The 25398-nt window shown below is 66.0% G+C and carries 23 protein-coding genes; 7 read left to right on the forward strand and 16 right to left on the reverse strand.

Annotation, left to right across the window (positions count from 1 at the left end; all coding sequences use genetic code 11):
• Nucleotides 1–9: 9 nt before the first annotated feature.
• The 4 genes from AC07PE_RS06640 to AC07PE_RS06655 form a co-directional block, all read right to left on the reverse strand.
• On the reverse strand, nucleotides 10–3204 hold the full coding sequence (locus AC07PE_RS06640; RefSeq protein WP_498762605.1) for an efflux RND transporter permease subunit: 3195 nt from the start codon (nucleotides 3202–3204) through the stop codon (nucleotides 10–12).
• A 15-nt stretch (nucleotides 3205–3219) separates the two neighbouring features.
• Entirely contained in the window at nucleotides 3220–4425 is a 1206-nt protein-coding gene (locus AC07PE_RS06645) for an efflux RND transporter periplasmic adaptor subunit (protein WP_498762606.1), read from the reverse strand.
• A gap of 161 nt (nucleotides 4426–4586) precedes the next feature.
• Nucleotides 4587–5456: an alpha/beta hydrolase gene (locus AC07PE_RS06650; protein WP_498762607.1), complete on the reverse strand. Its 870-nt coding sequence runs from the start codon at nucleotides 5454–5456 to the stop codon at nucleotides 4587–4589.
• Complete coding sequence (locus AC07PE_RS06655) at nucleotides 5453–5617, reverse strand: hypothetical protein (RefSeq protein ID WP_498762608.1); 165 nt, start codon at nucleotides 5615–5617, stop codon at nucleotides 5453–5455. The genes AC07PE_RS06650 and AC07PE_RS06655 overlap by 4 nt, the downstream gene beginning before the upstream one ends.
• Before the next feature lie 122 nt (nucleotides 5618–5739).
• Here AC07PE_RS06655 and AC07PE_RS06660 point away from each other — a divergent pair, with 122 nt between their 5' ends.
• From AC07PE_RS06660 to AC07PE_RS06685, 6 genes are all read left to right on the forward strand, one after another.
• A complete protein-coding gene (locus AC07PE_RS06660) occupies nucleotides 5740–6729 on the forward strand; it encodes a LysR family transcriptional regulator (protein ID WP_498762609.1) in 990 nt (329 codons plus the stop codon).
• 30 nt (nucleotides 6730–6759) lie between these two features.
• The gene (locus tag AC07PE_RS06665; RefSeq protein WP_498762610.1) at nucleotides 6760–7194 is read left to right on the forward strand and encodes an Mpo1 family 2-hydroxy fatty acid dioxygenase; all 435 of its coding nucleotides are present in this window, start codon (nucleotides 6760–6762) and stop codon (nucleotides 7192–7194) included.
• 73 nt (nucleotides 7195–7267) lie between these two features.
• Complete coding sequence (locus AC07PE_RS06670) at nucleotides 7268–7714, forward strand: outer membrane lipoprotein (protein ID WP_498762611.1); 447 nt, start codon at nucleotides 7268–7270, stop codon at nucleotides 7712–7714.
• 26 nt (nucleotides 7715–7740) lie between these two features.
• Entirely contained in the window at nucleotides 7741–8706 is a 966-nt protein-coding gene (locus tag AC07PE_RS06675) for a DMT family transporter (protein WP_498762612.1), read from the forward strand.
• Nucleotides 8703–9200 (forward strand): GNAT family N-acetyltransferase, encoded by a 498-nt coding sequence (locus tag AC07PE_RS06680; protein WP_498762613.1) that lies wholly within the window; start codon nucleotides 8703–8705, stop codon nucleotides 9198–9200. Before AC07PE_RS06675 ends, AC07PE_RS06680 begins: the two co-directional genes overlap by 4 nt.
• A gap of 282 nt (nucleotides 9201–9482) precedes the next feature.
• A complete protein-coding gene (locus AC07PE_RS06685) occupies nucleotides 9483–9662 on the forward strand; it encodes a hypothetical protein (RefSeq protein ID WP_498762614.1) in 180 nt (59 codons plus the stop codon).
• Nucleotides 9663–9689: 27 nt separating this feature from the next.
• Here AC07PE_RS06685 and AC07PE_RS06690 read toward each other — a convergent pair whose 3' ends face one another.
• The 10 genes from AC07PE_RS06690 to AC07PE_RS06735 all read right to left on the reverse strand — a co-directional run bounded on the left by AC07PE_RS06690 (nucleotide 9690) and on the right by AC07PE_RS06735 (nucleotide 22561).
• Complete coding sequence (locus AC07PE_RS06690; RefSeq protein WP_498762615.1) at nucleotides 9690–11156, reverse strand: aminotransferase-like domain-containing protein; 1467 nt, start codon at nucleotides 11154–11156, stop codon at nucleotides 9690–9692.
• Between the two features lie 9 nt (nucleotides 11157–11165).
• Complete coding sequence (locus tag AC07PE_RS06695) at nucleotides 11166–11744, reverse strand: LysE family translocator (protein WP_498762616.1); 579 nt, start codon at nucleotides 11742–11744, stop codon at nucleotides 11166–11168.
• Between the two features lie 149 nt (nucleotides 11745–11893).
• Nucleotides 11894–13375: a glycine betaine ABC transporter substrate-binding protein gene (locus tag AC07PE_RS06700; RefSeq protein ID WP_498762617.1), complete on the reverse strand. Its 1482-nt coding sequence runs from the start codon at nucleotides 13373–13375 to the stop codon at nucleotides 11894–11896.
• Between the two features lie 172 nt (nucleotides 13376–13547).
• Complete coding sequence (hutI, locus tag AC07PE_RS06705; protein WP_498762618.1) at nucleotides 13548–14762, reverse strand: imidazolonepropionase; 1215 nt, start codon at nucleotides 14760–14762, stop codon at nucleotides 13548–13550.
• Nucleotides 14755–15372 carry a HutD/Ves family protein gene (locus AC07PE_RS06710; protein ID WP_498762619.1) on the reverse strand — a complete coding sequence of 206 codons (618 nt, stop codon included), beginning with the start codon at nucleotides 15370–15372 and terminating at the stop codon, nucleotides 14755–14757. The genes hutI and AC07PE_RS06710 overlap by 8 nt, the downstream gene beginning before the upstream one ends.
• Nucleotides 15373–15395: 23 nt before the next feature.
• On the reverse strand, nucleotides 15396–16757 hold the full coding sequence (locus AC07PE_RS06715; protein WP_498762620.1) for a formimidoylglutamate deiminase: 1362 nt from the start codon (nucleotides 16755–16757) through the stop codon (nucleotides 15396–15398).
• Entirely contained in the window at nucleotides 16754–17542 is a 789-nt protein-coding gene (gene hutG, locus AC07PE_RS06720) for an N-formylglutamate deformylase (protein WP_498762621.1), read from the reverse strand. The genes AC07PE_RS06715 and hutG overlap by 4 nt, the downstream gene beginning before the upstream one ends.
• 20 nt (nucleotides 17543–17562) lie before the next feature.
• Complete coding sequence (hutH, locus tag AC07PE_RS06725; protein WP_498762622.1) at nucleotides 17563–19113, reverse strand: histidine ammonia-lyase; 1551 nt, start codon at nucleotides 19111–19113, stop codon at nucleotides 17563–17565.
• A 5-nt stretch (nucleotides 19114–19118) separates the two neighbouring features.
• A complete protein-coding gene (gene hutU / locus AC07PE_RS06730; RefSeq protein WP_498762623.1) occupies nucleotides 19119–20825 on the reverse strand; it encodes a urocanate hydratase in 1707 nt (568 codons plus the stop codon).
• Nucleotides 20826–20890: 65 nt separating this feature from the next.
• A complete protein-coding gene (locus AC07PE_RS06735; RefSeq protein ID WP_498762624.1) occupies nucleotides 20891–22561 on the reverse strand; it encodes an amidohydrolase in 1671 nt (556 codons plus the stop codon).
• A 219-nt stretch (nucleotides 22562–22780) separates the two neighbouring features.
• Here AC07PE_RS06735 and AC07PE_RS06740 point away from each other — a divergent pair, with 219 nt between their 5' ends.
• The gene (locus tag AC07PE_RS06740; RefSeq protein ID WP_498762625.1) at nucleotides 22781–23476 is read left to right on the forward strand and encodes a transposase; all 696 of its coding nucleotides are present in this window, start codon (nucleotides 22781–22783) and stop codon (nucleotides 23474–23476) included.
• A gap of 39 nt (nucleotides 23477–23515) precedes the next feature.
• Here AC07PE_RS06740 and AC07PE_RS06745 read toward each other — a convergent pair whose 3' ends face one another.
• Entirely contained in the window at nucleotides 23516–24253 is a 738-nt protein-coding gene (locus AC07PE_RS06745) for a 2OG-Fe(II) oxygenase (protein ID WP_498763001.1), read from the reverse strand.
• Nucleotides 24202–25260, reverse strand: a complete 1059-nt coding sequence (gene ada, locus AC07PE_RS06750) for a bifunctional DNA-binding transcriptional regulator/O6-methylguanine-DNA methyltransferase Ada (RefSeq protein WP_498762626.1) — start codon at nucleotides 25258–25260, stop codon at nucleotides 24202–24204. The genes AC07PE_RS06745 and ada overlap by 52 nt, the downstream gene beginning before the upstream one ends.
• Nucleotides 25261–25398: the final 138 nt, after the last annotated feature.

A 25398-nucleotide genomic window follows, 5' to 3' on the forward strand; every position in this document is an offset into this window, starting at 1 on the left:
TCGTTACATTCATTTCGTTGCTCCTTCAAGTTCAGGGCCGTACGGCTCGACATGCACAAGGCGATGCGAAGGCTTGCCGAAGCGCGCCGCCAGGGTGCGCAGCAGGACGTAGAACACCGGCGTCAGGAACAGGCCGAAGAAGGTCACGCCCAGCATGCCGGCAAACACCGCCACACCCATCGCATGGCGCATCTCGGCGCCGGCGCCGTGCGAGAACACCAGCGGCAGCACACCCATGATGAACGCGATCGAGGTCATCAGGATCGGACGCAGACGCAGGCGGCAAGCCTCCAGCGCGGCGGCGACGATGCTGCGGCCATGCTGTTCCAGCTCCACCGCGAACTCCACGATCAGGATCGCGTTCTTCGACGCCAGGCCGACCAGCACGAACAGGGCGATCTGCGTGAACACGTTGTTGTCGCCGCCGGTCAGCTTCACGCCGATCAGGGCGCACAGGATCGACATCGGCACGATCAGGATCACGGCCAGCGGCAGGGTCCAGCTTTCGTACTGCGCGGCCAGCACCAGGAACACCAGCAGCACGCACAGCGGGAACACGTAGATCATGGTGTTACCGGCCAGGATGTCCTGGTAGGTCAGGTCGGTCCATTCGTAGGTGATCCCTTTCGGCAGCACTTCGCGGGCGATCTGCTCCATCGCGGCCTGGGCCTGGCCCGAGGACACGCCCGGGGCCGGGCCGCCGTTCATTTCGGCGGCGACGTAGCCGTTGTAGCGCTGGACGCGGTCCGGGCCGTAGGTATCCTTGACCTTCATGATCGAGGACAGCGGAATCATCTCGCCGGTGCCGCTGCGCACCTTCAGCTGGGCGATCTGCTCGCGCTGCGAACGGAACGGGGCGTCAGCCTGCACGCGCACCTGGTAGGTACGGCCGAACTGGTTGAAGTCGTTCACGTACAGCGAGCCGAGGTTGATCTGCAAGGTCTGGTTGATCTCGGCCAGCGACACGCCCAGCTGCTTGGCCTTCACGCGGTCAACGTCGGCGAACAGCTGCGGCACGTTGATCTGGTAGCCCGAGAACACGCCCTGCAGGCGCTTGTCGGCTGCGGCCTTGGCCATGAAGGCCTGCACCGCCTTGTTCAGCTCATCGTAGCCGAGGTTGCCGCGGTCTTCGATCATCATCTTGAAGCCACCGGTGGTGCCAAGGCCGTTCACCGGCGGCGGCGGCAGCACCATCACGAAGGCGTCCTCGATGGCGCCCATGCGCTTGTTGATCTCGGCGGCGATGGCTTCGGCGCTCTGGTCCTTGCCCTTGCGCTCGTCGAACGGCTTCAGGCTGGTGAACACGATGCCGGCGTTCGGCGCATTGGTGAAGCCGTTGATCGACAGGCCAGGGAAAGCAATCGAGGATTCCACGCCAGGGATCTTCTTGGCCACGTCGGACATCTTGCGGATCACTTCATCGGTGCGATCCAGCGAGGCGGCGTCCGGCAGCTGGGCGAAGCCGATCAGGTAAGCCTTGTCCTGCGCAGGCACGAAGCCCGGCGGCACCGCCTTGAACATGAAGATGCCGGCAATACCGAGCAGCAGGTACACCGCCAGCGAGGCGCTCTTGCGCTTCAGGACACCTTGCACACCGCTCTCATAGGCGTGCGAGGAGCGGTGGAAGAAGCGGTTGAAGCCCTTGAAGAAGCGGCCGAACACCGCGTCCATGCCGCGGGTCAGCGCATCCTTCTTGGCGCCGTGCGGCTGCAGCAGTACGGCTGACAAAGCCGGCGCGAGGGTCAGCGACAGGAAAGCCGAGATCACGGTCGAAATCGCGATGGTCAGGGCGAACTGGCGGTAGAACTGGCCGGTCAGGCCGGACACGAAGGCGATCGGCACGAACACGGCGCACAGCACCAGGGCGATCGCGATGATCGGACCGGACACTTCTTTCATCGCCTGTACGGTCGCGTCGTGCGGGCTCAATCCGTTCTCGATGTTGCGCTCGACGTTCTCCACCACCACGATGGCGTCGTCGACCACGATACCGATCGCCAGCACCAGGCCGAACAGGGACAGGGTGTTGATCGAGAAGCCGAAGCCCAGCATGACGGCAAAGGTACCGACCACCGACACCGGCACTGCCAGCAGCGGGATCACGGATGCGCGCCAGGTCTGCAGGAAGACAATCACGACCAGCGCCACCAGCACCACCGCTTCGATCAGGGTGTGAACCACGGAGTCGATCGATTCGCGCACGAACTGGGTCGGGTCATACACGATGCTGTACTCCATCCCCTGCGGGAAGTCCTTGGACAGCTCTGCCATCTTGTTGCGCACGTCGGTCGACAGCTGCAGCGCGTTGGCGGTAGGCGACTGGAAGATCGGGATCGCGACGGCCGACTTGTTGTTGAGCAGCGAGCGCAGGGCATAGGAGTTCGAGCCCATTTCCAGGCGCGCGACATCCTTCAGCAGGGTGGTGGCGCCATCCTGGCTGGTCTTCACGACGATGTTGCCGAACTCTTCTTCCGACTGCAGGCGGCCCTGGGTGTTCACGGTCAGCTGGAAATCGGCGCCCTTCGACGGGCCCTGGCCGACCACGCCGGCCGCGACCTGCACGTTCTGCTCGCGGATCGCGCCCACGACGTCGCTGGCGGTCAGGCCGCGAGCGGCCACCTTCTGCGGGTCGAGCCAGACGCGCATCGCGTAGTCGCCGGAACCGAACAGCTGGACGTCGCCCATGCCGGTAATGCGCGCCAGCTGGTCCTTGACGTTCAGGGTCGCGTAGTTGCGCAGGTACAGGTCGTCATAGCGGCCGTCCGGCGAATTCAGGTGGACCACCATCGTGATGTTGGGCGAGCTCTTGACCGTGGTGACGCCGATCTGGCGCACCTCTTCCGGCAGGCGCGGCAGCGCACGCTGGACGCGGTTCTGCACCGCGGTTTCGGCCTGCTCGACGTTGGTGCCGATCTTGAAGGTCACGGTCAGCTGCAGCGCGCCGTCCGAGGTGTTTTGCGAGGTCATGTAGAGCATGTCCTCGACGCCGTTGATCTCCTGTTCGATCGGCGTGGCGACGGTTTCCGCGATCACCTTCGGGTTCGCGCCGGGGTACTGGGCGCGCACCACCACGGAGGGCGGCACCACTTCCGGATATTCGGAAATCGGCAGCTGGAAGATCGAGATGAGGCCGGCCACGAAGACGATGACCGACAACACCGCCGCGAAGATGGGCTTGTCGACGAAAAAGCGTGAGATGTTCATGTTGTTGATTCCTTCTTATTTTGCGTCTGCCATGGCCAGCTGCGCGGACTTGTCCTTCGCATTGCCAAGGTTGGCGACCATCGGCACGGTCTGCGCGGTGATCGGCGAACCCGGACGCACGCGCTGCAGGCCATTGACGACGATGCGTTCGCCCGGCTTCAGGCCGGTCTTCACCACGCGCAGGCCATCGACCACCGGGCCCAGTTTCACTTCGCGGTACTCGGCCTTGCCGTCCTTGTCCACCACGAACACGAACTTGTGGCTCTGGTCGGTGCCGACCGCACGGTCGCTGATCAGGAGCGCCGGCTTTTCGCTGCCGCCGCCGATCTGCACGCGGGCGAACAGGCCGGGCGCCATCAGGTCGTCCTTGTTGGCGAAGGTGGCGCGCATGCGCACGCTGCCGGCGCGGGTGTCGAGCTGGTTGTCGACGAATTCCAGCTTGCCTTCGTGCGGGAAGCCTTCTTCATTCGCCAGGCCGACCCGCACCGTTACCGGCTGGCCGCTGTGGGCCTGCGAGCGCACGCGCAGGTAGGTGTCTTCGTCGCCGTCGAAGCTGGCGTAGATGCGGTCCATCGAGACCACGGAGGTCAGCAGGCTGGAGGCGTCGACCAGGTTACCCAGCGTGATCTCGGCTTTCGACACGCGGCCGTCGATCGGCGAGACGACGCGGGTATAAGCCAGATTCAGCTTCGCGGTCTCGTACTGGGCCTGGGCGGCGCGCGCATTCGCTTCCAGTTCCTTGTGTGCGGAGGCGCTGGCGTCGTATTCGCGCTGCGCGATGGCCTTGTCGCCCAGCAGGCGCTCGGCGCGGCTCAGCTCCAGCTTGGCCAGGTCGGCCTTGGCGCGCGCCGAGTTGGCGGCGGCGGCGGCGCGTTCGGCTTCGGCCTGGAAGGGACGCGGATCGATCACGAACAGGACCTCGCCCTTTTTCACGGTGGCGCCCGGCTTGAAGTTGACGGCGGTGATGAAGCCGGACACGCGCGGACGGATCTCGACGTGTTCCACGGCTTCCAGACGGCCCGAGAATTCCTGGGTGTCGGCGACCTGCTTCTCGACCACGATGGCGGCGGAGACGGGCGGACCTGCTTGCGCCTGCGGCTGGGCTTCGGCGGCCTTGCCGGTGGCATCCGAGCAGCCGGCGATCAGGGCGGCGACGCCGGCGGCGCCGAGCGCCAGCACGACTGGACGTAGGGCGCTGCGTAATTGATGAATGGATTTCATGGGTAAGCCCTCCGATTATTGATAACTTATAAAAAATTAGGCGAAAGCAGTCCCTTCCGGTCTCGCATGCGGGATGCAGACGGAAACGCAGGAAAAGACAGGTCTCCCGTGCCCGAAAACGGGCACGTTGTTCTAGGTTTGGATACTGCTAAGGGTTAGCGCTAGTTGCCGGGCGGGGCGCTGTCGGATTCGAGCCCGGCGATGAAGTTGGCGATTTCGTGCAAGGCGTGCCCGGTACAGGCACATTCGTTACGGGCGTTCGGTTCCTCGATGCGGGCCGGCGCCATGCGCCGCACCGTGGTCCGTACCCCCGCGTTGATCAGCTTCGCGCCGTAGGCTTCGGCCTCGTCGCGCAGCGGGTCGTCGTCCGCCGACAGGATCAGTGCCGGCGGCAGGTTCTTCAATCGGCTAGACTGCAGCGGCGATGCATACGGGTGGCCGCGGTCGGCGGCGTGCGGCAGGTAGCCGCGGTAAGCTGCCGCGCATTCGTCGAACACCCTGGCTTTATCCGGGCAGGTCGGCATCTCGCGCATCGAGCAGCTCGACAGGCCGGGGTCCAGCATCGGCATGATCAGGATCTGGCCGGCCAGCGCCGGGCCGCCGCGGTCGCGCGACATCATTGCCGCCACTGCCGCCAGGTTGCCGCCGGCCTCGATGCCGGCCACGATCAGGCGCTTGCCGGTCCAGCCCAGCTTGGTCTTGTTCTTTTTGGCCCAGTTCACCACTGCGTGGGCATCCTCAGCAGCCGCCGGGAAGGGTTTGACCGGCGCCAGCGTATAGGTCGAGGACAGCACCACCGGGTAGCCGCTCGCGTCGGCGAGACGGCGCAGGAAGCTGTCGGACTCGTCCAGATCGCCGTCGTCGAAGCCGCCGCCATGGAAGAACACGATCAGGATGTCGCGCTTGCCATCCACGGCTGCGCGGTACAGGCGGCCGGCCAGCGGGCCCTCGGAGCCGGCAACGTCCAGCTCCTTCACCACCAGCTCGTGCTGATCGTCCACCTGCTCATTGTTCAGTACAGCCGCATTCATTGTTGCACCTTGTTAGTGGCCACGACATGGAACAGGGCCTGGTAACCGACGGCTTCGCCGGCGGCCGCATTCGCATAGGCGCCGCTGCCGACCAGCGCGGCCATGAGCGTGACGCTCAGCGCCAGCGCAAGGCTTGCAAGGATTCCATCGCGATGTTTCATGACCTGCTCCCGTTTCGTGGATGACACTTTTATCAGTGCCCGTGCCGATACTATAGACATGAACTAGAATCTGATAAATACCGCAATCGCGAATCCATTATTCAGATCCCTGAACAATCCAAATGAACAATAAGCTGCAAGCGATGGAAGTGTTTGTGCAGGTGGTGGACGCCGGCAGCTTCACGCGCGCGGCCGACGCCCTGCAGCTGCCCAAGGCCACGGTCTCGACCCTCGTGCAGGCGCTGGAGACCTCGCTGTCGGCCAAACTGCTGCACCGGACCACCCGCATGGTGACAGTCACCACCGACGGCGCCGCCTATTACGAACGCTGCGTGCGCATCCTGTCCGACGTGCGCGACGCCGAGGAATCGCTGTCGCGCACCCGCCTCTCCCCGAGCGGACGGCTGCGCGTGGACGTGCCGACCGGCCTGGCCAGCGAGATCCTGATCCCGGCCCTGCCCGCCTTCTTCGAGCGCTATCCGGACATCATGATGGAACTGGGCAGCACCGACCGCCCGGTCGACCTGATCGAAGAAGGCGTAGACTGCGCGATCCGCGGCGGCGAGCTGGGCGACGACAGCCTGATCGCGCGCCGGGTCGGCATCATCAACTTCGTGACAGCCGCGTCGCCGGCCTACCTGGAGCGCTACGGCACGCCCCAGCATCCGCGCGACCTCGAGCGCCACCGCTGCGTGAACTATTTTTCGGCCAAGACCGGCAAGACCTATGACTGGGACTTCCGGCGCGGCGAGGAGCGCATCGACATTCCGATGCGCGGCGTGATCGCGCTGAACGATTCGAACGCCTATGTGCAGGCGGGCCTGTCCGGCCTGGGCGTGATCCAGATGACGGATTACCTGCTGACCCAGCACGTGGCGACCGGGCGCATGGTGCAGCTGCTGCCCGACTGGACCAGCGAGCCGCTGCCGGTGCACGTCATCTATCCGCAGAACCGCCACCTGTCGGCCAAGGTGCGGGTGTTCGTCGAATGGGTGTCGGAGCTGTTCGCGAATCACCCCTTCATGCACCTGCGCGCGGTGCCGCGCCCGCTGCCGCTGGCGGCGATGGAAACCGTGACCGCCGCGGCGGCGGCTGCTACCATGTCTTCATAAGTCATAAGTCATAAGACCAAGGAGACCACCATGCAGCCCCGCACCATCGACGCCCTGCTGGAGCAATACAGCGAAAGCCACCGCAACCCGACCAACGAGCTGATCCATTTCGTGTGCGTGCCGGTGATCGTGTTCACGCTGCTGGGCATCCTGTGGAGCATCCACCCGGCCGTCGCCGTCCTCGCCTGCGTGGCGGCGCTGGTGTATTACTTCAAGCTGTCGCGTCCCTTCGCCTTCGGCATGCTGCTGATGAGCGCCCTGATGCTGGCCGTGCTGGCCCTGATGCCGCCGATGACGGTGCTGCCGCTGTCGATCGCGATCTTCGTGGTGGCCTGGATCGGCCAGTTCATCGGCCACAAGATCGAAGGCAAGAAGCCCTCCTTCCTGGACGACCTGCGCTTCCTGCTGATCGGTCCGCTGTTCGTGCTGGGCTTCCTGTACCGCCGGCTGAACGTGGCTTACTGATCTTCTCATTGAGAGTAGGCTAGCTGTGTCGCTGCAGCCGCAGCGCGCTGGCCTACTGCATGAGGAGCTCATCATGAAACTCGTCGTCGCCCTGGCTGGAGCTTGCCTCCTTGCCGGCTGTGCCACCCCGCCCGAGTCGGGCAGCGTGTACAACAGCTACCAGACCATGAACGAACAGGTGGTGCGCATGGGCACCGTGGAGTCCGTGCGCAACGTCACCATCGCCAGTCCCGAATCCGGGGTCGGCACCATGACCGGCGCCGCGCTGGGCGGACTGGCCGGCTCGGAGGCCGGCGGCGGCAAGGGCTCGATCGCGACCGGCCTGATCGGCGCCGTGGCCGGTGGCCTGGTCGGCCAGCGCGTCGAGCGCGGCGCCAGCAACCGCGCCGGCTTCGAGATCACCGTGAAGCTCGACAGCGGCGAACTGCGCGCCATCACCCAGCCGGCCGATGAGATGTTCCGCCCCGGCGAGCGCGTGCGTCTGCTGAGCAACGGCTACAACACCCGCATTACGCACTGAGGACTGTTTCCACGTATACTTTCTGGATGCCATCCTATGTCCTCTTCACCATTGCCTCCCTGATCTGGGGTTCGACCTTCTGGGCCATCACCCTGCAGCTGGGGGAGATTCCGCCCGCGGTCTCGGTCGTCTACCGCTTTGCGCTGGCGTCCGGCGCCCTGTTCGCCTGGTGCCTGGTGCGCGAGCACAAGCGTTCAGGCATTTCATGCCTTCACCTACCCTGGCGCACGCAGAAGTGGACCTTGATGCAAGGTTTCTTCACGTTTGGCTTATCGTATGTTTGCACCTACAACTCGGAGCAATACGTGGTGTCGGCCCTGGTGGCCGTGCTGTTCGCGCTGATGGTGTTCTGGACGCCGCTGCTGTCGCGCATCGCCTTCGGCACGGCGATTCCGCGCAAGACCTGGACCGCGGGCGTCGGCGCCATCGCCGGCGTGGTCCTGCTGTTCTGGCATTCGATCCAGGGCGCCCTGCATGACATCAACCAAGGGGGCCAGGGCCATTTCCTGCTCGGCCTGGGACTGGGCATCGTCGCCTCGATCGCCAGCGCGGGCGGCAGCATCGTCGTCGGCAAGGTGCGCGAACAGTCGACCAATCTGATTCTGACCACCGGCTGGTCGATGTTCTGGGGCACCTGCATGGTCGCGCTATGGTGCGTGCTCAGCGGCCAGCAGTTCGTCCTGCCGCACACCACCAGCTACGTGCTGGGCCTGCTGCACCTGGCCATCTTCGGCTCGGTGGTGGCCTTTATCTGCTACTTCACGCTGATCAACCGCATCGGCTCGGCCAAGGCCGTGTACATCGGCGTGATCACGCCGGTGCTGTCGGTGCTCATGTCGATCAAACTCGAACACTACCGCCCCGGCCTCATCGAATGGCTGGGGATGGGAGTCTGCCTGGGCAGCGTCGCCTGGGCACTGCACACGCCCAAGAGCAAGGCGCCCACAATCAACCTCACCGATGCGCTCGACGCACCCTGCGAAACACCATGACTGCCGACACCGTAAACACCTTCGCCATCCGCCCTGCAACCCCGGCCGACCTTACCCACATCATGGGCATGATCCACGAGCTTGCCGTGTTCGAGAAGCTCGAGCACATGGTGGTGGCGACCGATGCCCTGCTGCACGAAGGCCTGTTCGGCGCCAAGCCGTCCTGCGAAGCGATCGTCGGCGAGGAAGACGGCAAAGTGGTGACTTATGCCCTGTTCTTCCATAACTTCTCGACCTTCCTGACCAAGAAGGGCCTGTACCTGGAAGACCTGTACGTGCGCCAGGACCGCCGCGGCAAGGGCTACGGCAGCCTGATGCTCAAGCACCTCGCCCGCATCGCCGTCGACCGCGAATGCGGCCGCTTCGAATGGTCAGTGCTGGACTGGAACATGCCGGCGATTAACTTTTACAAGTCGATGGGCGCGGAAGTGATGCCGGATTGGCGCATTTGCCGCGTGTCGGGCGAACCGCTGACGGCGCTGGCGCAGGGCTGACTAACTTGATGGAGCGTCGCTCCAAAAGAAAAACCCACGGGCCGCTACAGGCGCCGTGGGTGAAACCCATTTTGATGGGAGGGGAGACTTGAATCCAATGGCTTCAATATACGTCTCGCCCGACCGCTTGTGGATGTACTTTACAAATGCTTACCGCGCCTTAACTCACGCTTAAGTTCCAGCGTTCAACAGTTGACAGATCCCTGTCGCGCTCGATTGAGTGATCACAAATGCAACAGGCAGGCGTGTCCGACAATGTGGCCTCAAGACGAGGACACGGACATGAAACTCAGCGTCAAACCGATCACGAGAATCATTTACCGAGCTTGGCTGCGCTCCCGGCTCGACAACTACACGCGTAGCCTGCAGATCATTGCCGCCCAGCGTGAGAACGACTTCTACGCCGAGCGCATCCTGCATCGGGCGATTTCCGCCACCCGTTCCAAACTGCAATCGCTGTAATGTTGGTGATGCCCATGGTCAGTGGACTCAGGACTTGCCCTTGATGCTGGAAGCGGCGCTGGCGCGGGCCAGGCTGGAGCGCGCGTCAGCCACCGCGCGCAGGCGTTCTTCCAGGTAGGCGCCCACGCGCGGATGCTGGCTGAAGGCGACGTTGAAGCGGATGTGCTGGTCGGGCGTGTCGTCGGCCGAGAAAGCGGCGCCGCGTATCATCAGGATCTTGTTGCGGTAGGCGTCCTGCACCAGCAAGTCCACGTCCAGCCCTTCGGGCATGCTGCCCCACAGGAAAATTCCTGCGTCGCCGGGGTGCTCGAACAGCACGCCGGCCGCGCTCAGTTGCTGCATGCTGGCGTTGCGCGCCGCCATGATCTTGCGTTGCAGCCGCTCCAGGTGCTTGCGCAGGTTGCCGGCCTTGAGCACCTCCAGCAGAACGTATTCGTTCAGCGCAGGCAAAGTCATGATGGCGTGGATCTTGGTTCGCATCAGCAGCTTCAGCAGGGTGGGCGCCGCGGCCAGGTAGCCCATGCGCAGGGCCGGGCTCAGCGCCTTGCACAGGCTGGAGTAGTAGATCACACCGTCCAGTCCGGCCAGCGATGCCAGCCGCGTGCTGTGGCCCTGCTGGAAATGGCCGTGCACGTCGTCTTCGGCGATCAGGAAGCCATACTGCTGCGCCATGATCAGCACCTTGTGCAGGTTGGCGGCGCTGCTGCTCCAGCCGGTGGGATTGTGCAAAGCCGTTTGCACGAACAGCAGGCGCGGACGGTGCGCGCGGCAGGCAGCTTCCAGTTCGTCCAGGTCGAGGCCATCGGGGCGGCGCTTGATGGGCACCAGGCGCACGTTCTCCTGGCGCAGCCTGCCGAACATCAGGAAGTATCCGGGATCTTCGACCAGCACCGTATCGCCGGGCTGTAGAAACGTGCGGCAGATCAGATCGATTGCATGGGTAGCGCCGAAGGTGGTGAGGATGTTGCCGGCGTCCGCAGCGATGCCAATGCCGCGCAACAGCAGCGCGATCTGCTCGCGCAGTTCGGTTAGCCCTTGTGGCGGACAACGCGAGGCCATGCCGGCCGCGCTGCGCGCCAGGCCACGTTGCACGGCGGCCGCCGGCAGCGCGTCCTGCAGCCAGGTGGGCGGCAAGGCCCCGCTGCTGGCCAGCAGCACGCCCGGCCGCTGGTCGTTCACTTGCTGGATCAGCCAAACCGGCTCCTGTTCCTCGCCCGCCTCCAGCGCAAGCTCGTCGGGAATGGCGCGGCTGGCGTCAGTTGGCGTGCAGACGAAGAAGCCCGCCGTGCCGTGCGTATCGATGACGCCTGCGGCCACCAGCCTGTCATAAGCCAGCACCACGGTGTTGGTGCTGACCGAGAGCTGCGTGGCGAGCTGGCGGATCGACGGCAGCCTGGTCCCGCCAGGCAGGACGCGTTGCGCGATCTGCTGGCGCAATGCGGCCTCGATCTGCTTGAACAGGGCGATGGGTGACGAGCGGTCGATGGGGAACATCGTGCAAGTCTAGCGCAAACACACCACAGCGAGGACCATCAGGGTGCCCCCCATCGTCAGATTGAATATGCGCCGGCTGCGGGACGCTTTCAGCACACTGCGGATCGAGACGCCGAACAGCGCCCACAAGACGTTGCACGGCATGCCCACCACGGTGCCGATCAAGGACACCAGCAGCGCGTTGGCGAGCATGTTGCTCTGCGAAGGCATGAAGACCGATGCCATGGTGATCGCCTTGAGCCAGCTCTTGGGGTTCAGCGCCTGAAACAGCGCCGCCTGCGTAAAGGAAACGGCCTTCGATGCGCTGGTTCCCGCCACCGAGGCGCCGGCAAGCTTCCAGGCCAAAAACATCAGGTACAGCGCGCCCGCGATCCGCAGTACCTGATGCGCCATCGGGTACGCGACGAACACGCTGCCCAGGCACATGAGCATGGTCTGCACAAAGATGCCGACCTGGATGCCGAGGATCACCGGCAGCGCGCCACGATAGCCGAAACTGGCGCCGGTGGTGGCAAGCATGACGTTGTTCGGTCCGGGCGTCACGGACATCACAAAGCAATAGCTCATCAGGGGAAGCAGTTCGGTCATGGTAAGCAGTCTGAGCGTGGAGAAGGCCCTAGTCTAGAAGCGCGGCGCGGCAGGGACAAGGCACAAGCTGCCGCCTGCAAGCACATGCTGTATCAGTCGAACGACTGCTACAGCGGCGATACAGGCCGCCCCGCAAGCGAAAGGCGCTGTCAGGCCCGGCGCCGCGCCAGCAGCCGTTCCGCCACCTCGAATCCCGCCTGCGTCAGCAAGGCCAGCAGCGCCGCGGGAATCGCTCCCGCCAGGAGCATGTCGTTGTCGTTCAGCGCCAGCCCGGTGGTGATGCGTTCGCCGAAGCCGCCGGCGCCAATGAAGGCGGCGATCGTCGCCGTCCCCACGCTCATCACGGCGGCGGTTTTTACCCCGGCCAGGATCACCGGCGCCGCCAGCGGCAGCTCGACCTTCAGCAGCGCCTGGCCGCGGCTCAGGCCCAGCGCCAGCGCGGCGTTGCGCAGCCCGGCCGGCACCTGCAGCAGTCCGGTACAGGTATTGCGCACGATGGGCAACAAGGCATAGGCGCACAGGGCCACCAGCGCCGGGATCATGCCGATACGGCCCAGCAGCGGGATCAGGATCGCCAGCAGGGCCAGCGATGGCACGGTCTGCAGGGTGCCCGCCACCGCCAGCACAGGCTGGCGTAGGCGCGGCGCCAGGGCCGCCAGTACGCCCAGCGGAACGCCGGCCAGGCAGCCCAGCAGCACCGCGGTGACGACCAGCAGCAGATGCTGTTGCGCCAGTTGGGCGAAGCCGTTGCCGAAGGTTTTGGCCAGCAGGCCGTCGCGTCGTGCTTTCTTCGCCGGTTGGGCGCTGCCGGCGAGCCAATCGTGGGCAATCTCCGCAAACGGCTTGCGATCCAGCTCCGCCTGCGCATTCATCGCAATCATCGCATCGCTACCGATCCGCCCTTCCATCCCCTGCAGCGCGCCCCAGGCCTGCGGGGCGCGCTGCGGCAAGTCGAGCCGGTACAGCAGCACGGCGTCGTAGCGCGGGAAGTAGGCCTTGTCGTCGTCGAGCACGCGCAGACCGTACTGGCGGATCTTGGCATCGGTCGAGTAGATGTCGATGACGTCCACCTGCCGCTGCTGCAGGGCCTCATAGGCGATGCCGTGGTCGATGCCGCGCGGCGTCTGCGGCAAGCCGTAGCGGGCCGCCAGTCCCGGCCAGCCGTCGCCGCGGCCGATGAATTCGTGCGACAGACCCAGCTTGAATGCGGGCTTGCTCGCCAGTTCGGACAGGGTCGTGATGCCGGCATCGCCGCGCGTGGCCAGCGCGTAGCCGTTCGAAAAGCCCAGCGGCACGCCGACGCCCAGGCCGAGCGGGCGCAGCGCCTCGCGCATGGCTTCCAGCGAAGTAGGTTTGGGATTCTTGAGGATCTCGAGATCGATGGTGCCGAGGTATTCCGGATACACGTCGATCGCGCCGGATTGCAGTGCATTCAGCACGATGGCGGTATTGCCCAGGCCCTGGCGGTGCTCGGACTTCGCCACGGGGGCGGCGGTCTGCGTGAGGATCTCGCCGAGGATATAGGATTCCGTGAAACGCTTGGAGCCGACCTTCAGCACCTCGTCAGCCGAGGCCATGCCCGGCACGCAGCAGGCGATCCACACCAGCACCAGCAAGGCAAAGCTTCGCATACGTCCCCATGTCGTGACGCCGGCGGATGGGCCGCCGGCCACGCACATGATAGCCGGGTTCAGGCCGGCAGGCCTGAGCGTCAAACAAAACCCCAGGGCAAGGCGCATCGTCGAAGACAGTACGTTAGTACGGCGAGACGATGCAACGCCGCCATGGGATTTTGTTTGGCGTTCAGACCCGTGGATCGCGCGGCATGCCGCCGTTCACGACCATACGGCACGGATTCGCGCCGATCGCATACGCCATGTCGGCCGGACGGGCGATGTCCCACAGCGCGAAGTCGGCGCGCTTGCCCGCTTCGAGGCTGCCGATGTCGCTGCGGCCCAGCGCACGCGCCGCATTGACGGTGCAGCCGCGCAGGGCTTCCAGCGGCGTCATGCGCCACATCGTGCAGGCCATGTTCATCGCCAGCAGCAGGGAAGTCATGGGCGAGGTGCCGGGATTGCAGTCGGTGGCGACAGCCAGCGGCACGCCGGCCTCGCGCAGCAGCGCCAGGGGCGGCATGACGGTCTCGCGCAGGAAGTAGTAGGCGCCGGGCAGCAGCACCGCCACCGTGCCGGCGCGCGCCATCGCCTCGGCGCCGCGCGGCGACAGGTATTCCAGGTGGTCGGCCGACAGCCCGCCGTATTCCGCCACCAACGCCGCGCCGTCCTGGTCGGACAGCTGCTCGGCGTGCAGCTTGACCGGCAGCTGGAATTGACGCGCCGCCTCGAATACCTGCGCTGTCTGCGCATGCGTAAAACCGATGCGCTCGCAGAAGGCGTCGACGGCATCCACCAATCCCTCTTTCGCCAGCGCGGGCAGCATGCGCTCGCTGACCTCGACGATGTACTCGTCGGCGCGGCCCGCGAATTCCGGCGGCAGCGCGTGCGCACCGAGGAAGGTGGTGGCCACGTTCACCGGCAGCAGCTGGCCCACGCGGCGCGCCACCCGCAGCATCTTCGCTTCGGATTCCAGATCGAGGCCGTAGCCGGACTTGATCTCCAGGGTCGTCACGCCCTCGGTCAACAAGGCCTGGATGCGCGGCGCACTTTGGCGCAGCAGCTCGTCCTCGCTGGCGGCGCGGGTGGCGCGCACGGTCGACATGATGCCGCCGCCCTGGCGCGCGATGTCTTCGTAGCTGGCGCCGTTCAGGCGCGCTTCCCACTCGTCGCTGCGGTTGCCGGCGTGGACGATGTGGGTATGGCAGTCGACCAGGCCGGGGGTGAGCCACAGGCCGCCGCAATCGTGTTCGCGCGCGGCCGCCGGCGCCTCGCTGCGCGGTCCGGCCCAGCTGACATGACCATCGCGCACCGCCACCGCACCGTCGTCGACGATGCCGTAGCCGCCGTCCGCCATCGTGGCCAGGCGCGCGTTGACGAACAGGAGATCGGCCGGCTCACTCATAGTGGCCGTCGTCTTCGTCGAGGTCTTCCTCGCTGTCGTAGTAATGGATGTCGGCGATGAAGATCATCCCCTGCCCCGCCTGCAGGGTCCAGGTCGTGCCCTGGTCGAGCAGCACGGCGTCGTAGCGGACCATGTTGATGCGCTGTTCGTCGCTGCAGAGTTCCAGGCTGTCGCCTTCGGCCAGGAACAGCACGGTGACGGGCGCGCGCGCGACGAAGCGCGACTCGCCGCTGAGCATGCGCCGGCCGAACTGGTGGTAGCAGCGGTCGAGGCGGGTCATCACGTTGAAGTCGGTGCTGGGGCCGCGATTCAGCTTGGCCACCACGCGCGATTCGCCGTCGAAGATGGCCACCGGGTCCGCCTTCGACAGCAGCATGGCCTCGCCGTCGATCTCGAGCGTCATGCCGTGGCCGTCGACCAGCGCCAAGGTGCGCTCGATGCCCGGGAATTCGGAAAAGGCGCCATCCTCGGCGATGGTCGCCAGGCTGACGCGCCAGTCGAACTCCTCGAAGTCGGCGTCTGGCGGGAACACCGCCATCTGCGTCGTGCTGCCGCCACCGTTCTTCCAGGGCACCGGGCTCAGGCCGGCATAGGGGATGAGCATCGTCATGGGGTCACCTCAGCGATTACCGATTAGATCTCGCGCAGCGCGCGCACGGCAGCAGTATATCGCCGTGCGATCGCATCCTGGTCGACATGGCGTCCGCCGCGCACCACCCAGCGGCCGCCCACCAGCACGTCGCGCACCAGGTTGTCGTTACCGCAGAACAGGAAGCGGCCGAGCACCTCATGCGAGTCTACGCCATCGAGATTCGGATGGGCGCTGTCCAGCACCAGCAGGTCCGCGCGCCGTCCTGCCGCCAGGCTGCCGACCGCGCGTCCCGAGGCCTGGGCGCCGCCGCGCAGGGCCTGGCGCCATAGCCAGGTGCCGACGTCGCGGCAATCCTCATCGACGGCGATATTACGCTGCTGCTGCGCCAGGCGCTGGCCATATTCGAGCCAGCGCAGCTCTTCCACCGGACTCTGGGAGACGTGGCTGTCGCTGCCGATCCCGAGGACGCCGCCGGCGGCGATATAGGGCGCTAGCGGGAACAGGCCGTCGCCCAGGTTGGCCTCGGTGGTCGGACACAGGCCGGCGACGGCGCCGCTGGCCGCCAGCGCGGCGGTCTCGGTTTCGGACAGGTGGGTCGCGTGCACCAGGCACCAGCGCGGGTCGACCTCGACCTGGTTCATCAGCCAGTCGACCGGACGGGAACCGGTGGCTTCGAGGCACTGCTGCACCTCGAGCTGCTGCTCGGCGATGTGGATGTGCAGCGGGCGCCCGGCCGGCATGCCCGCCATCAGCTCGCGCAGCTGGCTGCCGGACGCCGCCCGCAGCGAGTGCGGCGCCGCGCCCACTTCCAGCTGCGGCCCGCGCAAGGCTTCCAATTTATCGACGATGCGCAGCACCAGCTCCGGATCGGTACGGAAGCGCCGCTGCGCCGGTTTCAAGGGCTGCTCGCCGAAGCCAGCGTAGCTATACATGACCGGCAGCAGGGTCAGGCCGATGCCGGACTGGCGCGCCGCCTGCGCGATCCGCAGCGCGGTCTCGGCCGGGTTGGCATACAGCTCGCCGTCCGGGTCGCGCTGCACGTAGTGGAACTCGCAGATACCGGTGTAGCCGTGGCGCAGGCATTCCACATGGAGCTGGGTGGCCACCGCCTCCATCTGTTCCGGCGTGATGCGGCCGGCAAAGCGGTACATCAGCTCGCGCCAGGTCCAGAAGCTATCCTTGGTTTCGCCGGCCTGTTCGGCCAGGCCGGCCATGGCGCGCTGGAAGGCGTGCGAGTGCAGGTTGGTCATGCCGGGCAGGACGTAGTCGGCCTGCTCGGCGCCGGCAGGTACTTCGGCGCCAGCCCGGACCGACCTCAGGTCACCCTGCTCGTCCCATTCCAGCAGCACGTCGTCGCGCCAGCCTTCCGGCAGCAGCGCGTGGCGCGCAAACAGCGCCTTCATGTGCGCACCCACTCCACCGCCGCGCCCAGCAGCTCGCGCAGCAGCGGCTGCACCTGGCCCGCCAGGTCGGGACGGTACTCGAAGGGCGCCGCCTCGTTCATGTACAGGCACTGCGCCATCTCGAGCTGGATCGCGTGCACGCCGCCGGCCGGATTGCCGTAGAAGCGCGTGATGTGGCCGCCCTTGAAGCGGCCGTTGAAGACGAAGGAGAACTGGTCCTGGCTGTCCACCAGCTTGATCAAGGCGCCTTCCAGCCCTTGCGAGCAGGACTTGCCGTCGGCGGTGCCGAAGTTCAGGTCCGGCAGGCGGCCTTCGAAGAAGCGCGGCACCTGCGATGCGATCGAGTGCGCATCCCACAGCACCACCTTGCCGTGCAGGGCCAGCAGGCGGTCGAGTTCCGCGCGCAGCTGGTTGTGGTAGGGGCGCCAGTAAAGATCGAGCCGGCGCTGGACCTCGGCATCGTCCGGCTCCATGCCTTCCCGGTACAGGCGCTCGCGCCCGAAGGTATCGACGGGGCACAGGCCGGTCGTGTCCTGGCCGGGGTACAGGTTGGTGTTCTCGGGAGGCCGGTTCAGGTCGATCAGGTAGCGCGACCAGCGCGCCGACAGCACCGAGGCGCCCATCTCGCGGGCGAAGCCGTACAGCTCTGTCAGGTGCCAGTCGGTGTCGGCGCGCGCCGCCGCGCAGGGCATCAGGCGTGCGGCCACGTCGTCGGGAATGTCGGTGCCCACGTGGGGCATCGATACCAGCAGCGGCAGCTTGCCCGCCTCGAACCTGAAATCCATCATGTCTCCCATGCGAGAAATTAGGGATGCAGCGCGGCGAACAGCTCCCGGCACGTGGCGGACAGCTCGCCCTGCATCACCATCCGCTTCGCCGCCTCGATGTCCGGCGCGAAGAAGCGGTCTTCGTCGAAGGCCGCCACGCGGCCGCGCAGCTGGGCGTGCACGTGCTCCAGGTGGTCCGAGCTGGTGAGCGGGCGGTGGAATTCGATGCCCTGCGCCGCAGCCAGCAGTTCGATGCCGACGATGACACCCGTATTGTGCGCCATCTGGTCGAGACGGCGCGCCGCGAAGGTGGCCATGCTGACATGGTCTTCCTGGTTGGCCGAGGTCGGCAGGCTGTCGACGCTGGCCGGATGCGCCAGCGATTTATTCTCTGAGGCCAGCGCCGCCGCGGTCACGTGGGCGATCATGAAGCCGGAATTCACGCCCGGCTCCTTCACCAGGAAGGGCGGCAGCCCGGACAGGGTGGAGTCGATCAGCAGCGCGATGCGGCGCTCGGCCAGGGCGCCGATCTCGGCGATGGCCAGGGCCAGGGTGTCGGCCGCGAAGGCGACCGGTTCAGCGTGGAAATTACCACCGGAAACAATCATGGCGCCGCCGGCGGCATACGCGTCCGGGAAGATCAGCGGATTGTCGGTGACGGCATTCGATTCGATCAGCAGGGTGCGGCCGGCATTCGCAATCAAGTCCATCACGGCGCCCATCACCTGCGGCTGGCAGCGCAGGCTGTAGGGATCCTGCACGCGCTCGTCGCCGACCAAGTGGGAAGCGCGGATCGCGCTGCCGGCCACCAGCTCGCGGTAGATCTGCGCCGCCAGGATCTGGCCGGGCTGGCCGCGCACCATGTGGATGCGCGGGTCGAAGGGCGCGTCGCTGCCGCGTGCGGCGTCCAGCGACAGCGCGCCGGTCACCATCGCGCCTTCCAGCAGGCGCTCGGCCATGAACAGGCCGTGCAGGGCCAGCGCGGTCGACACCTGGGTGCCGTTGATCAGCGCCAGGCCCTCCTTCGCCGCCAGCACCACCGGCTCGATGCCGGCTGCTTCCAGCGCGGCGCTGGCGTCCATCAATTCGCCCTTCATGCGCACCTGGCCGACGCCCAGCATGGCCAGGGTCATGTGGGCCAGCGGCGCCAGGTCGCCGGAGGCGCCCACCGAACCCTGCGAGGGGATGGCAGGCATGATGCCGGCGTTGTACAGGGCGATGAGCGTGTCGACGATCAGCGGGCGCACGCCGGAATAGCCGCGCGCCAGGCTGCCGATCTTGGTCAGCAGGATCAGCCGCACGATGTGGTCCGGCAGCAGCTCGCCGGTGCCGACCGCGTGCGACAGGATCAGGTTCTGCTGCAGCTGTTCGAGCTGGGCTTGCGGGATGTGGCGCTTGGCCAGGATGCCGAAGCCGGTGTTGATGCCGTAGGCCGGATCGCCCTTGGCGACGATGGCTTGCACAGTGGCGGCCGAGGCTTCGATGTCGGCGTAGGCTTCCGCTGCGAGGGTCAGGCGTCCGGTGGATTGCCAGACGGTGCGCAGGTCGTTCAGGGTGAGAGAGCCGGGTACGAGAGTCAGGTGGTTCATGGTGCTTATTTGATCATGGGGAGTTTCAGGCCGAAGCGCTTGGCGGCTTCGATCGCGAGTTCGTAGCCGGCGTCGGCATGGCGCATCACGCCGGAGGCGCAGTCGTTCACCAGCACGCGGGCCAGGCGTTTATCGGCGGCCTCGGTGCCGTCGGCAACGATGACCACGCCGGAATGCTGCGAGTAGCCCATGCCGACCCCGCCGCCGTGGTGCAGCGAGACCCAGGTCGCGCCGCCGGCCGTGTTCAGCATGGCGTTCAGCAGCGGCCAGTCGGAGACGGCGTCGGTGCCGTCGCGCATGGCTTCGGTTTCGCGGTTCGGGCTGGCGACGGAACCGGTGTCGAGGTGGTCGCGGCCTATCACGATCGGCGCTTTCAGTTCGCCGCTGCGGACCATTTCGTTGAAGGCCAGGCCGGCGATGTGGCGCTCGCCCAGGCCCAGCCAGCAGATGCGCGCCGGCAGGCCCTGGAAGGCGATGCGCTCGCGCGCCATGTCCAGCCAGCGGTGCACCCGCGCGTGCTGCGGGAACAGCTCCTTGATCTTGGCGTCGGTTTTATAGATGTCTTCCGGATCGCCGGACAGCGCGACCCAACGGAAGGGACCGCGGCCTTCGCAGAACTGCGGACGGATATAGGCCGGCACGAAGCCCGGGAAGTCGAAGGCATTGCTGACGCCTTCGTCGAGCGCGACCTGGCGGATGTTGTTGCCGTAGTCGACGGCCTTGGCGCCCATTGCCTGGAAATCGAGGATGGCCTGCACGTGGACGGCTGCGGATTGTGCCGCTTCGTGTTTCAGGCGTGCGTGCTGGGCCGGATCCTGCTGCGCGGCCTTCCACTGCTCGACGGTCCAGCCGCGCGGCAGGTAGCCGTTGATCAGGTCGTGGGCCGAGGTCTGGTCGGTGACCAGATCGGGGATCAGGCCTGTTTCCTTTGCACGGCGCACCAGTTCCGGCAGCACGTCGGCGGCGTTGCCGAGCAGGCCGATCGAGATGGCGTCCCTGTTTTGCTTGTGCTGGCGGATCATCTCCAGCGCTTCATCGATGCTGTGCGCCTGCTTGTCCAGGTAGCGGGTGCGCAGGCGGAAGTCGATGCTGCTCTGCTGGCACTCGACGGTCAGCGAGACTGCGCCGGCGAAGGTGGCGGCCAGCGGCTGCGCGCCGCCCATGCCGCCCAGGCCCGCGGTGAGGATCCAGCGGCCGGCCATGTCGCCGCCGAAATGCTGGCGCCCTGCTTCCGCAAAGGTCTCGTAGGTGCCCTGCACGATGCCCTGGGTGCCGATGTAGATCCAGCTGCCGGCCGTCATCTGGCCGTACATGAACAGGCCCTTGCGATCGAGCTCGTTGAAGTGCTCCCAGTTGGCCCACTTCGGCACCAGGTTCGAGTTCGCGAGCAGCACGCGCGGCGCATCGGGATGGGTCTGGAACACGCCGACCGGCTTGCCGGACTGGATGAGTAAAGTCTGATCGTCCTCGAGCTCGCGCAGCGAGGCGAGGATCTGGTCGAAACAGGCCCAGTCGCGCGCGGCGCGGCCGATGCCGCCGTAGACGACGAGGCTCTGCGGATTTTCCGCCACCTCGGCATCCAAGTTGTTCTGCAGCATGCGGAAGGCCGCTTCGGTCAGCCAGCTCTTGCATTGCAGCTGGCTGCCGCGCGGGGCGCGAATAACTCGGGTCGGATCGAAGCGGGGGTCTTGCATCGGCGAAGCGTTGGTCATGGCAGGCTCCTGGGAATGTCAAGAAAGTCTAAGTTGTCTATACAACCTAGTCAACCCCTCTCTTTTTACTTCTTCTGGTAGACCTGGCGTCCGCCGACCCAGGTTTCCAGCACGGTGGTCTTGTAGATGTCATACGGCGACATCTTGAACAGATCGCGGTCGATGACGATGAAGTCGGCGTATTTACCGGCCTCGAGCGAGCCTAGCGTCTTTTCCTGATGGCCGGCATACGCTGCATCAAGCGTGAAGCAGCGGAAGGCTTCCTTGAGCGACATCTCCTGCTCCGGATACCAGCCGGCGATCGGCGCGCCGTCCTTGTCCTGGCGGGTGACGGCGGCGTGGATGCCGAAGAAAGGATTCGGCGCCTCGACCGGGAAGTCGGAACCGCAGGCGATGCGCGAACCCTGGTGCAGGAAGCTGCGCCAGGCGTAGGCGCCCTTCATGCGGTCCGCGCCGATGCGGGTCTCGGCCATATTCTTGTCCGAGGTCGCGTGGGTCGGCTGCATCGACGGGATGATGCCGATGCTTTTAAAACGCGGGATGTCGCTCGGGGTCACCACCTGGGCGTGTTCGATGCGGTGGCGCTTGTCTGCGGCCTTGTTCGCCGGGATCTCCTTGGCGAAGGTGTCGAGGATCTGCTTGTTGCCGGCGTCGCCGATCGCGTGCACGTTCACCTGGTAGCCCTTCTTGATGGCCTTGGTGATCATCGCGTCGATCTCCTTGTTCGTGTGGAACAGCAGGCCGTGCGAGTGCGGATCGTCGCTGTAGGGCGCCAGCAGCGCCGCGCCGCGGCTGCCGAGGGCGCCGTCGGCATACAGTTTTACTGCGCGCAGCGCGTACATGTCCTGGCCATAGCTGAGGAGCGGGCCATTTTTTGCCAACTGGTCAAAATCCGGGCCGGTACCGCCGATCATCGCGTAGATGCGGGCGGTCAGCTTGTTGTGGTCGGCATAGTCGCGGTACAGCTTGTCCTCGCCGACGGTGATGCCGGCATCGTGCACGCTGGTCAGGCCGACGCTGGCCATGTTCTCCAGCGCGCGGTCCAGCATCATGCGGCCTTCCTGCTCGGTCTCGTGCGGCAGCACTTTCGTGACCAGCTGCTGGGCGGCGTCGACCAGCACGCCGGTGGCGACGCCGTTCGCATCGCGCACGATCTTGCCGCCGACCGGATCCGGGGTCGAATTCGTGATGCCGGCCAGCGCCAGCACGCGGCTGTTGGCCCAGCCGGCATGGCCGTCGACGCGCTCGAGCCAGACCGGACGGTCCGCCACTGCGCCATCGAGTTCCTTCGCGGTCGGGAAGCGGCCCAGCTTCCAGATCTCCTGGTTCCAGCCGCGCCCGCGCACCCAGGCCTGCTGCGGATTGGCGCGCGCATAATCGCCGATCGCCTTCAGGGCGCCGTCCAGCGAGATCGAGGTGGACAGGTCGAGCTGGGTCAGCATCGCGCCCAGGCCGAACACGTGGCCGTGGGCGTCGATCAGGCCAGGCAGCACGGTGCGGCCCTGCAGGTCGACGTGCTTCGCGTTCGGCGCCTTGGCCGCAACATCCTTCGCGGCGCCCACCGCGATGATTTTTCCCTTGTCGTCGAAGGCCAGCGATGCGAACTGGACGATGTCCCCTTTGGCGTTGAGCGTGTAGCCGTTGGCGTTGTCGATCACGGTGTCGGCGTGGGCGGCCGCCATGGCACCGGCGGCGATCAGAGTGGACAGGGCGGACTGCAGGGGTTTCAGACGCATCGCGAGGCTCTCCGTATTCTTAAAGAAGCAGAGTGTATAGAAAATTGCGCAACGGTCAAATTCGGGGTCAGAGCACTTTTTCATCGAAATTCGGGGTCAGAGCACTTTTTGTGGCAAGGACTCGCGCGCAATTGAGGCGGGTCCACTGTCATCTGTTCCGGCTTCGATATGGTCATGCTTTTTTCATGATCGCTCGATCCCATGGCACGACGTCCACGAATGGTACTGCCCGCAGTGCCCCTACACATCATCCAGCGCGGGAATAACCGCAATCCCTGCTTCGCCTGCGAGACCGATTACCTGGTGTATCTCACCCTTGCCCGCCAGTACGCCGCCGAGGCCGCTTGCCAGGTGCATGCCTACGTACTGATGACCAATCATGTGCACTTGCTGCTGTCATCGGGAAACGCGACGGGACCAAGCGTGCTGATGCGCCGCCTCGGCCAGCACTATGTCCAGTACTTCAACCGCCGGCACGCGCGCACGGGAACCTTGTGGGAAGGGCGATTTCGCTCCTGCCTGGTGGAGGATGAACGCTACCTGCTGATCTGCCAGCGCTACATCGAACTGAATCCTGTGCGGGCAGGTATGGTCGGCGATCCCGGACACTACAAGTGGTCGAGCTACCAGGCGAATGCATTCGGCGCAGAAGACGCGCTCGTCACGCCCCACTTGATCTATACGGGGCTCGGCAGACACGAGGGAGAACGGCGAGCCAGCTACCGCGACCTGTTCAGGGAAGCGCTATCGGACCAGCTGCTTGCGCAGATCCGGCACGCAAGCAATGGCAATGCGCCGCTCGGCCCCAAGGCTTTCGTCGACGAGATCTCCAGCAAACATGGCCGGCCCGATGGCCTGGGCCGGCGCGGTCGCCCGAGAGTAGCGCACAAGAACTTGCCCGAAAAAGTGCTCTGACCCCGAATTTCGAAGGAAAAGTGCTCTGACCCCGAATTTTCAGGCGGCGTCGTGGAAGATGATGCCCAGCGTATGCCGGTGCCCGCTGCGCACGCGGCTGACGCCGTGCCGCATGTTGACGCGGTAGACGCCGCGGCTGCCGTTCACCGGGCGCGTGTGGACCGGGAAGACGACGGCGTCGCCGTGGAACAGCGGCACCACCTCGGCACGCGACTGCATGCGCGGGCGCTGTTCGGTGAGGACGAATTCGCCGCCGCTGAAATCGTCCCAGGGACGCGAGAGCAGCACCGCCACCTGCAGCGGAAACACGTGTTCGCCGTACAGGTCCTGGTGCAGGCAGTTGTAGTCGCCGGCGCCGTATTGCAGCAGCAAGGGGGTCGGCCGGGTCTGGCCGGCCGCGTGGCAGCGCGCCAGATAGTCCGCATGCTCCGCCGGATAGCGTTCCTCCAGCCCGAGCGCCGCCTGCCAGTGGTTGGCGATGCGCGCCAACGGTGGGTAGAGCGCAGCACGCAGCGCCGCCAGATCGGGCGGCAGCGGATAAGTGAAATACCGGTATTCGCCACGCCCGAAGCCGTGGCGCTCCATCACGACGCGGCTGCGAAACAAGGCCTCCTGCGCATATGCGGCCGCATAGGCCCTGCACTGCTCCGCGTCCAGCAAGGCCGGCAGCACTGCGCAGCCGTAGGCATCCAGCTCGGCGCCCACACGGTCCCAGTCGATGCCGCTCACTTGCTGCTCTCCCTTTCGAGCAGCGCGCGCTTGCGCTCCACGCCCCAGCGATAACCCGAGATCGACCCATCGTTGCGCACCACGCGATGACAGGGCACGGCGATCGCTACCGGATTCGCCGCACAGGCCCCGGCCACGGCACGCGCCCCCTGCGGCATGCCGAGTTGCGCAGCCAGTTCGGCATACCCGACGGTGCGGCCGGCCGGGATGCCGCGCAGCGCCTGCCAGACACGCTGCTGGAAGGCAGTGCCACGCAGGTCCAGCGGCAGCTCGAGTCCGATACGCGGCGCTTCGACGAAGGCCACCACCTGCGCCACCGTGGCTTCAAACGAAGGCTCGGCGCCGATCAGCTCGGCCTTCGGGAAGCGGTCCTGCAGGTCGCGCACCAGCGCATCCGGATCGTCGCCGAGCAGGATCGAGCAGATGCCCTTGTCGGTGGCCGCCACCAGCAAGGCGCCCAGCGAGCAGGCGGCCACCGCAAAGCGAATCACTTCGCCGCCACCACCGGAACGGTAGCGCACCGGCGTCATGCCCAGCACGCCGGACGACGCCGCATAAAAGCGTCCGCTCGAATTGAAGCCGGCGTCATACGCGGCCGCCGTCACGCTCGGCGCCTGCACGAGTCCCTGTTGCAGGCGTTCCGCACGCCGCGCGGCTGCATAGGCCTTGGGCGTGATCCCGGTATGCGCCTTGAACACGCGATGGAAGTGGAAGCGGCTCATGCCGCAGGCCTCGGCAAGGCTGGCCAGATCTGGCTCCTCAGCCGCCGCATCGATCAAGCGGCAGGCCTGCGCCACGGCGGCAGCCTGGCGTTCGGCCAGCGGCGGCTGGTCCGGCTTGCAGCGCAGGCAGGGCCGGAAGCCGGCCGCCTCGGCGGCGTCGCGCGATGCATGAAAGGCGACGTTGATGCGCTTCGCACCGCGCGAAGGACACGAGGGCTGGCAGTACACGCCGGTGGTGCGCACCGAGTAATAGAAGATACCGTCTGCCTCCGGGCTGCGCGCCTGTACCGCGGCCCAGCGTTCGTCGTCGGTGTTGAAAGCGGGTTTGTCCATGATAGTCTCCATGCTCCACGAGTCGAATGCAGCCATCGTATCGGCATGGCGCCGGCGCCGTCATCCCGGGTCTTGCTTTCAAATCCACGATGCTAGAATGTGGCGTCACATAAGGCCATTCCTGAACCCGGAGAGTAG

This window comes from Telluria sp. GW821-FHT07G12 (assembly GCF_059418525.1).

Excerpts from the sequence above, each read along its gene's own strand:
- AC07PE_RS06640 (WP_498762605.1), bottom strand. The coding sequence starts at position 3,204 with ATGAACATCTCACGCTTTTTCGTCGACAAGCCCATCTTCGCGGCGGTG.
- AC07PE_RS06645 (WP_498762606.1), bottom strand. The coding sequence starts at position 4,425 with ATGAAATCCATTCATCAATTACGCAGCGCCCTACGTCCAGTCGTGCTG.
- AC07PE_RS06650 (WP_498762607.1), bottom strand. The coding sequence starts at position 5,456 with ATGAATGCGGCTGTACTGAACAATGAGCAGGTGGACGATCAGCACGAG.
- AC07PE_RS06655 (WP_498762608.1), bottom strand. The coding sequence starts at position 5,617 with ATGAAACATCGCGATGGAATCCTTGCAAGCCTTGCGCTGGCGCTGAGC.
- AC07PE_RS06660 (WP_498762609.1), top strand. The coding sequence starts at position 5,740 with ATGAACAATAAGCTGCAAGCGATGGAAGTGTTTGTGCAGGTGGTGGAC.
- AC07PE_RS06665 (WP_498762610.1), top strand. The coding sequence starts at position 6,760 with ATGCAGCCCCGCACCATCGACGCCCTGCTGGAGCAATACAGCGAAAGC.
- AC07PE_RS06670 (WP_498762611.1), top strand. The coding sequence starts at position 7,268 with ATGAAACTCGTCGTCGCCCTGGCTGGAGCTTGCCTCCTTGCCGGCTGT.
- AC07PE_RS06675 (WP_498762612.1), top strand. The coding sequence starts at position 7,741 with ATGCCATCCTATGTCCTCTTCACCATTGCCTCCCTGATCTGGGGTTCG.
- AC07PE_RS06680 (WP_498762613.1), top strand. The coding sequence starts at position 8,703 with ATGACTGCCGACACCGTAAACACCTTCGCCATCCGCCCTGCAACCCCG.
- AC07PE_RS06685 (WP_498762614.1), top strand. The coding sequence starts at position 9,483 with ATGAAACTCAGCGTCAAACCGATCACGAGAATCATTTACCGAGCTTGG.
- AC07PE_RS06690 (WP_498762615.1), bottom strand. The coding sequence starts at position 11,156 with ATGTTCCCCATCGACCGCTCGTCACCCATCGCCCTGTTCAAGCAGATC.
- AC07PE_RS06695 (WP_498762616.1), bottom strand. The coding sequence starts at position 11,744 with ATGACCGAACTGCTTCCCCTGATGAGCTATTGCTTTGTGATGTCCGTG.
- AC07PE_RS06700 (WP_498762617.1), bottom strand. The coding sequence starts at position 13,375 with ATGCGAAGCTTTGCCTTGCTGGTGCTGGTGTGGATCGCCTGCTGCGTG.
- hutI (WP_498762618.1), bottom strand. The coding sequence starts at position 14,762 with ATGAGTGAGCCGGCCGATCTCCTGTTCGTCAACGCGCGCCTGGCCACG.
- AC07PE_RS06710 (WP_498762619.1), bottom strand. The coding sequence starts at position 15,372 with ATGACGATGCTCATCCCCTATGCCGGCCTGAGCCCGGTGCCCTGGAAG.
- AC07PE_RS06715 (WP_498762620.1), bottom strand. The coding sequence starts at position 16,757 with ATGAAGGCGCTGTTTGCGCGCCACGCGCTGCTGCCGGAAGGCTGGCGC.
- hutG (WP_498762621.1), bottom strand. The coding sequence starts at position 17,542 with ATGGATTTCAGGTTCGAGGCGGGCAAGCTGCCGCTGCTGGTATCGATG.
- hutH (WP_498762622.1), bottom strand. The coding sequence starts at position 19,113 with ATGAACCACCTGACTCTCGTACCCGGCTCTCTCACCCTGAACGACCTG.
- hutU (WP_498762623.1), bottom strand. The coding sequence starts at position 20,825 with ATGACCAACGCTTCGCCGATGCAAGACCCCCGCTTCGATCCGACCCGA.
- AC07PE_RS06735 (WP_498762624.1), bottom strand. The coding sequence starts at position 22,561 with ATGCGTCTGAAACCCCTGCAGTCCGCCCTGTCCACTCTGATCGCCGCC.
- AC07PE_RS06740 (WP_498762625.1), top strand. The coding sequence starts at position 22,781 with ATGGTACTGCCCGCAGTGCCCCTACACATCATCCAGCGCGGGAATAAC.
- ada (WP_498762626.1), bottom strand. The coding sequence starts at position 25,260 with ATGGACAAACCCGCTTTCAACACCGACGACGAACGCTGGGCCGCGGTA.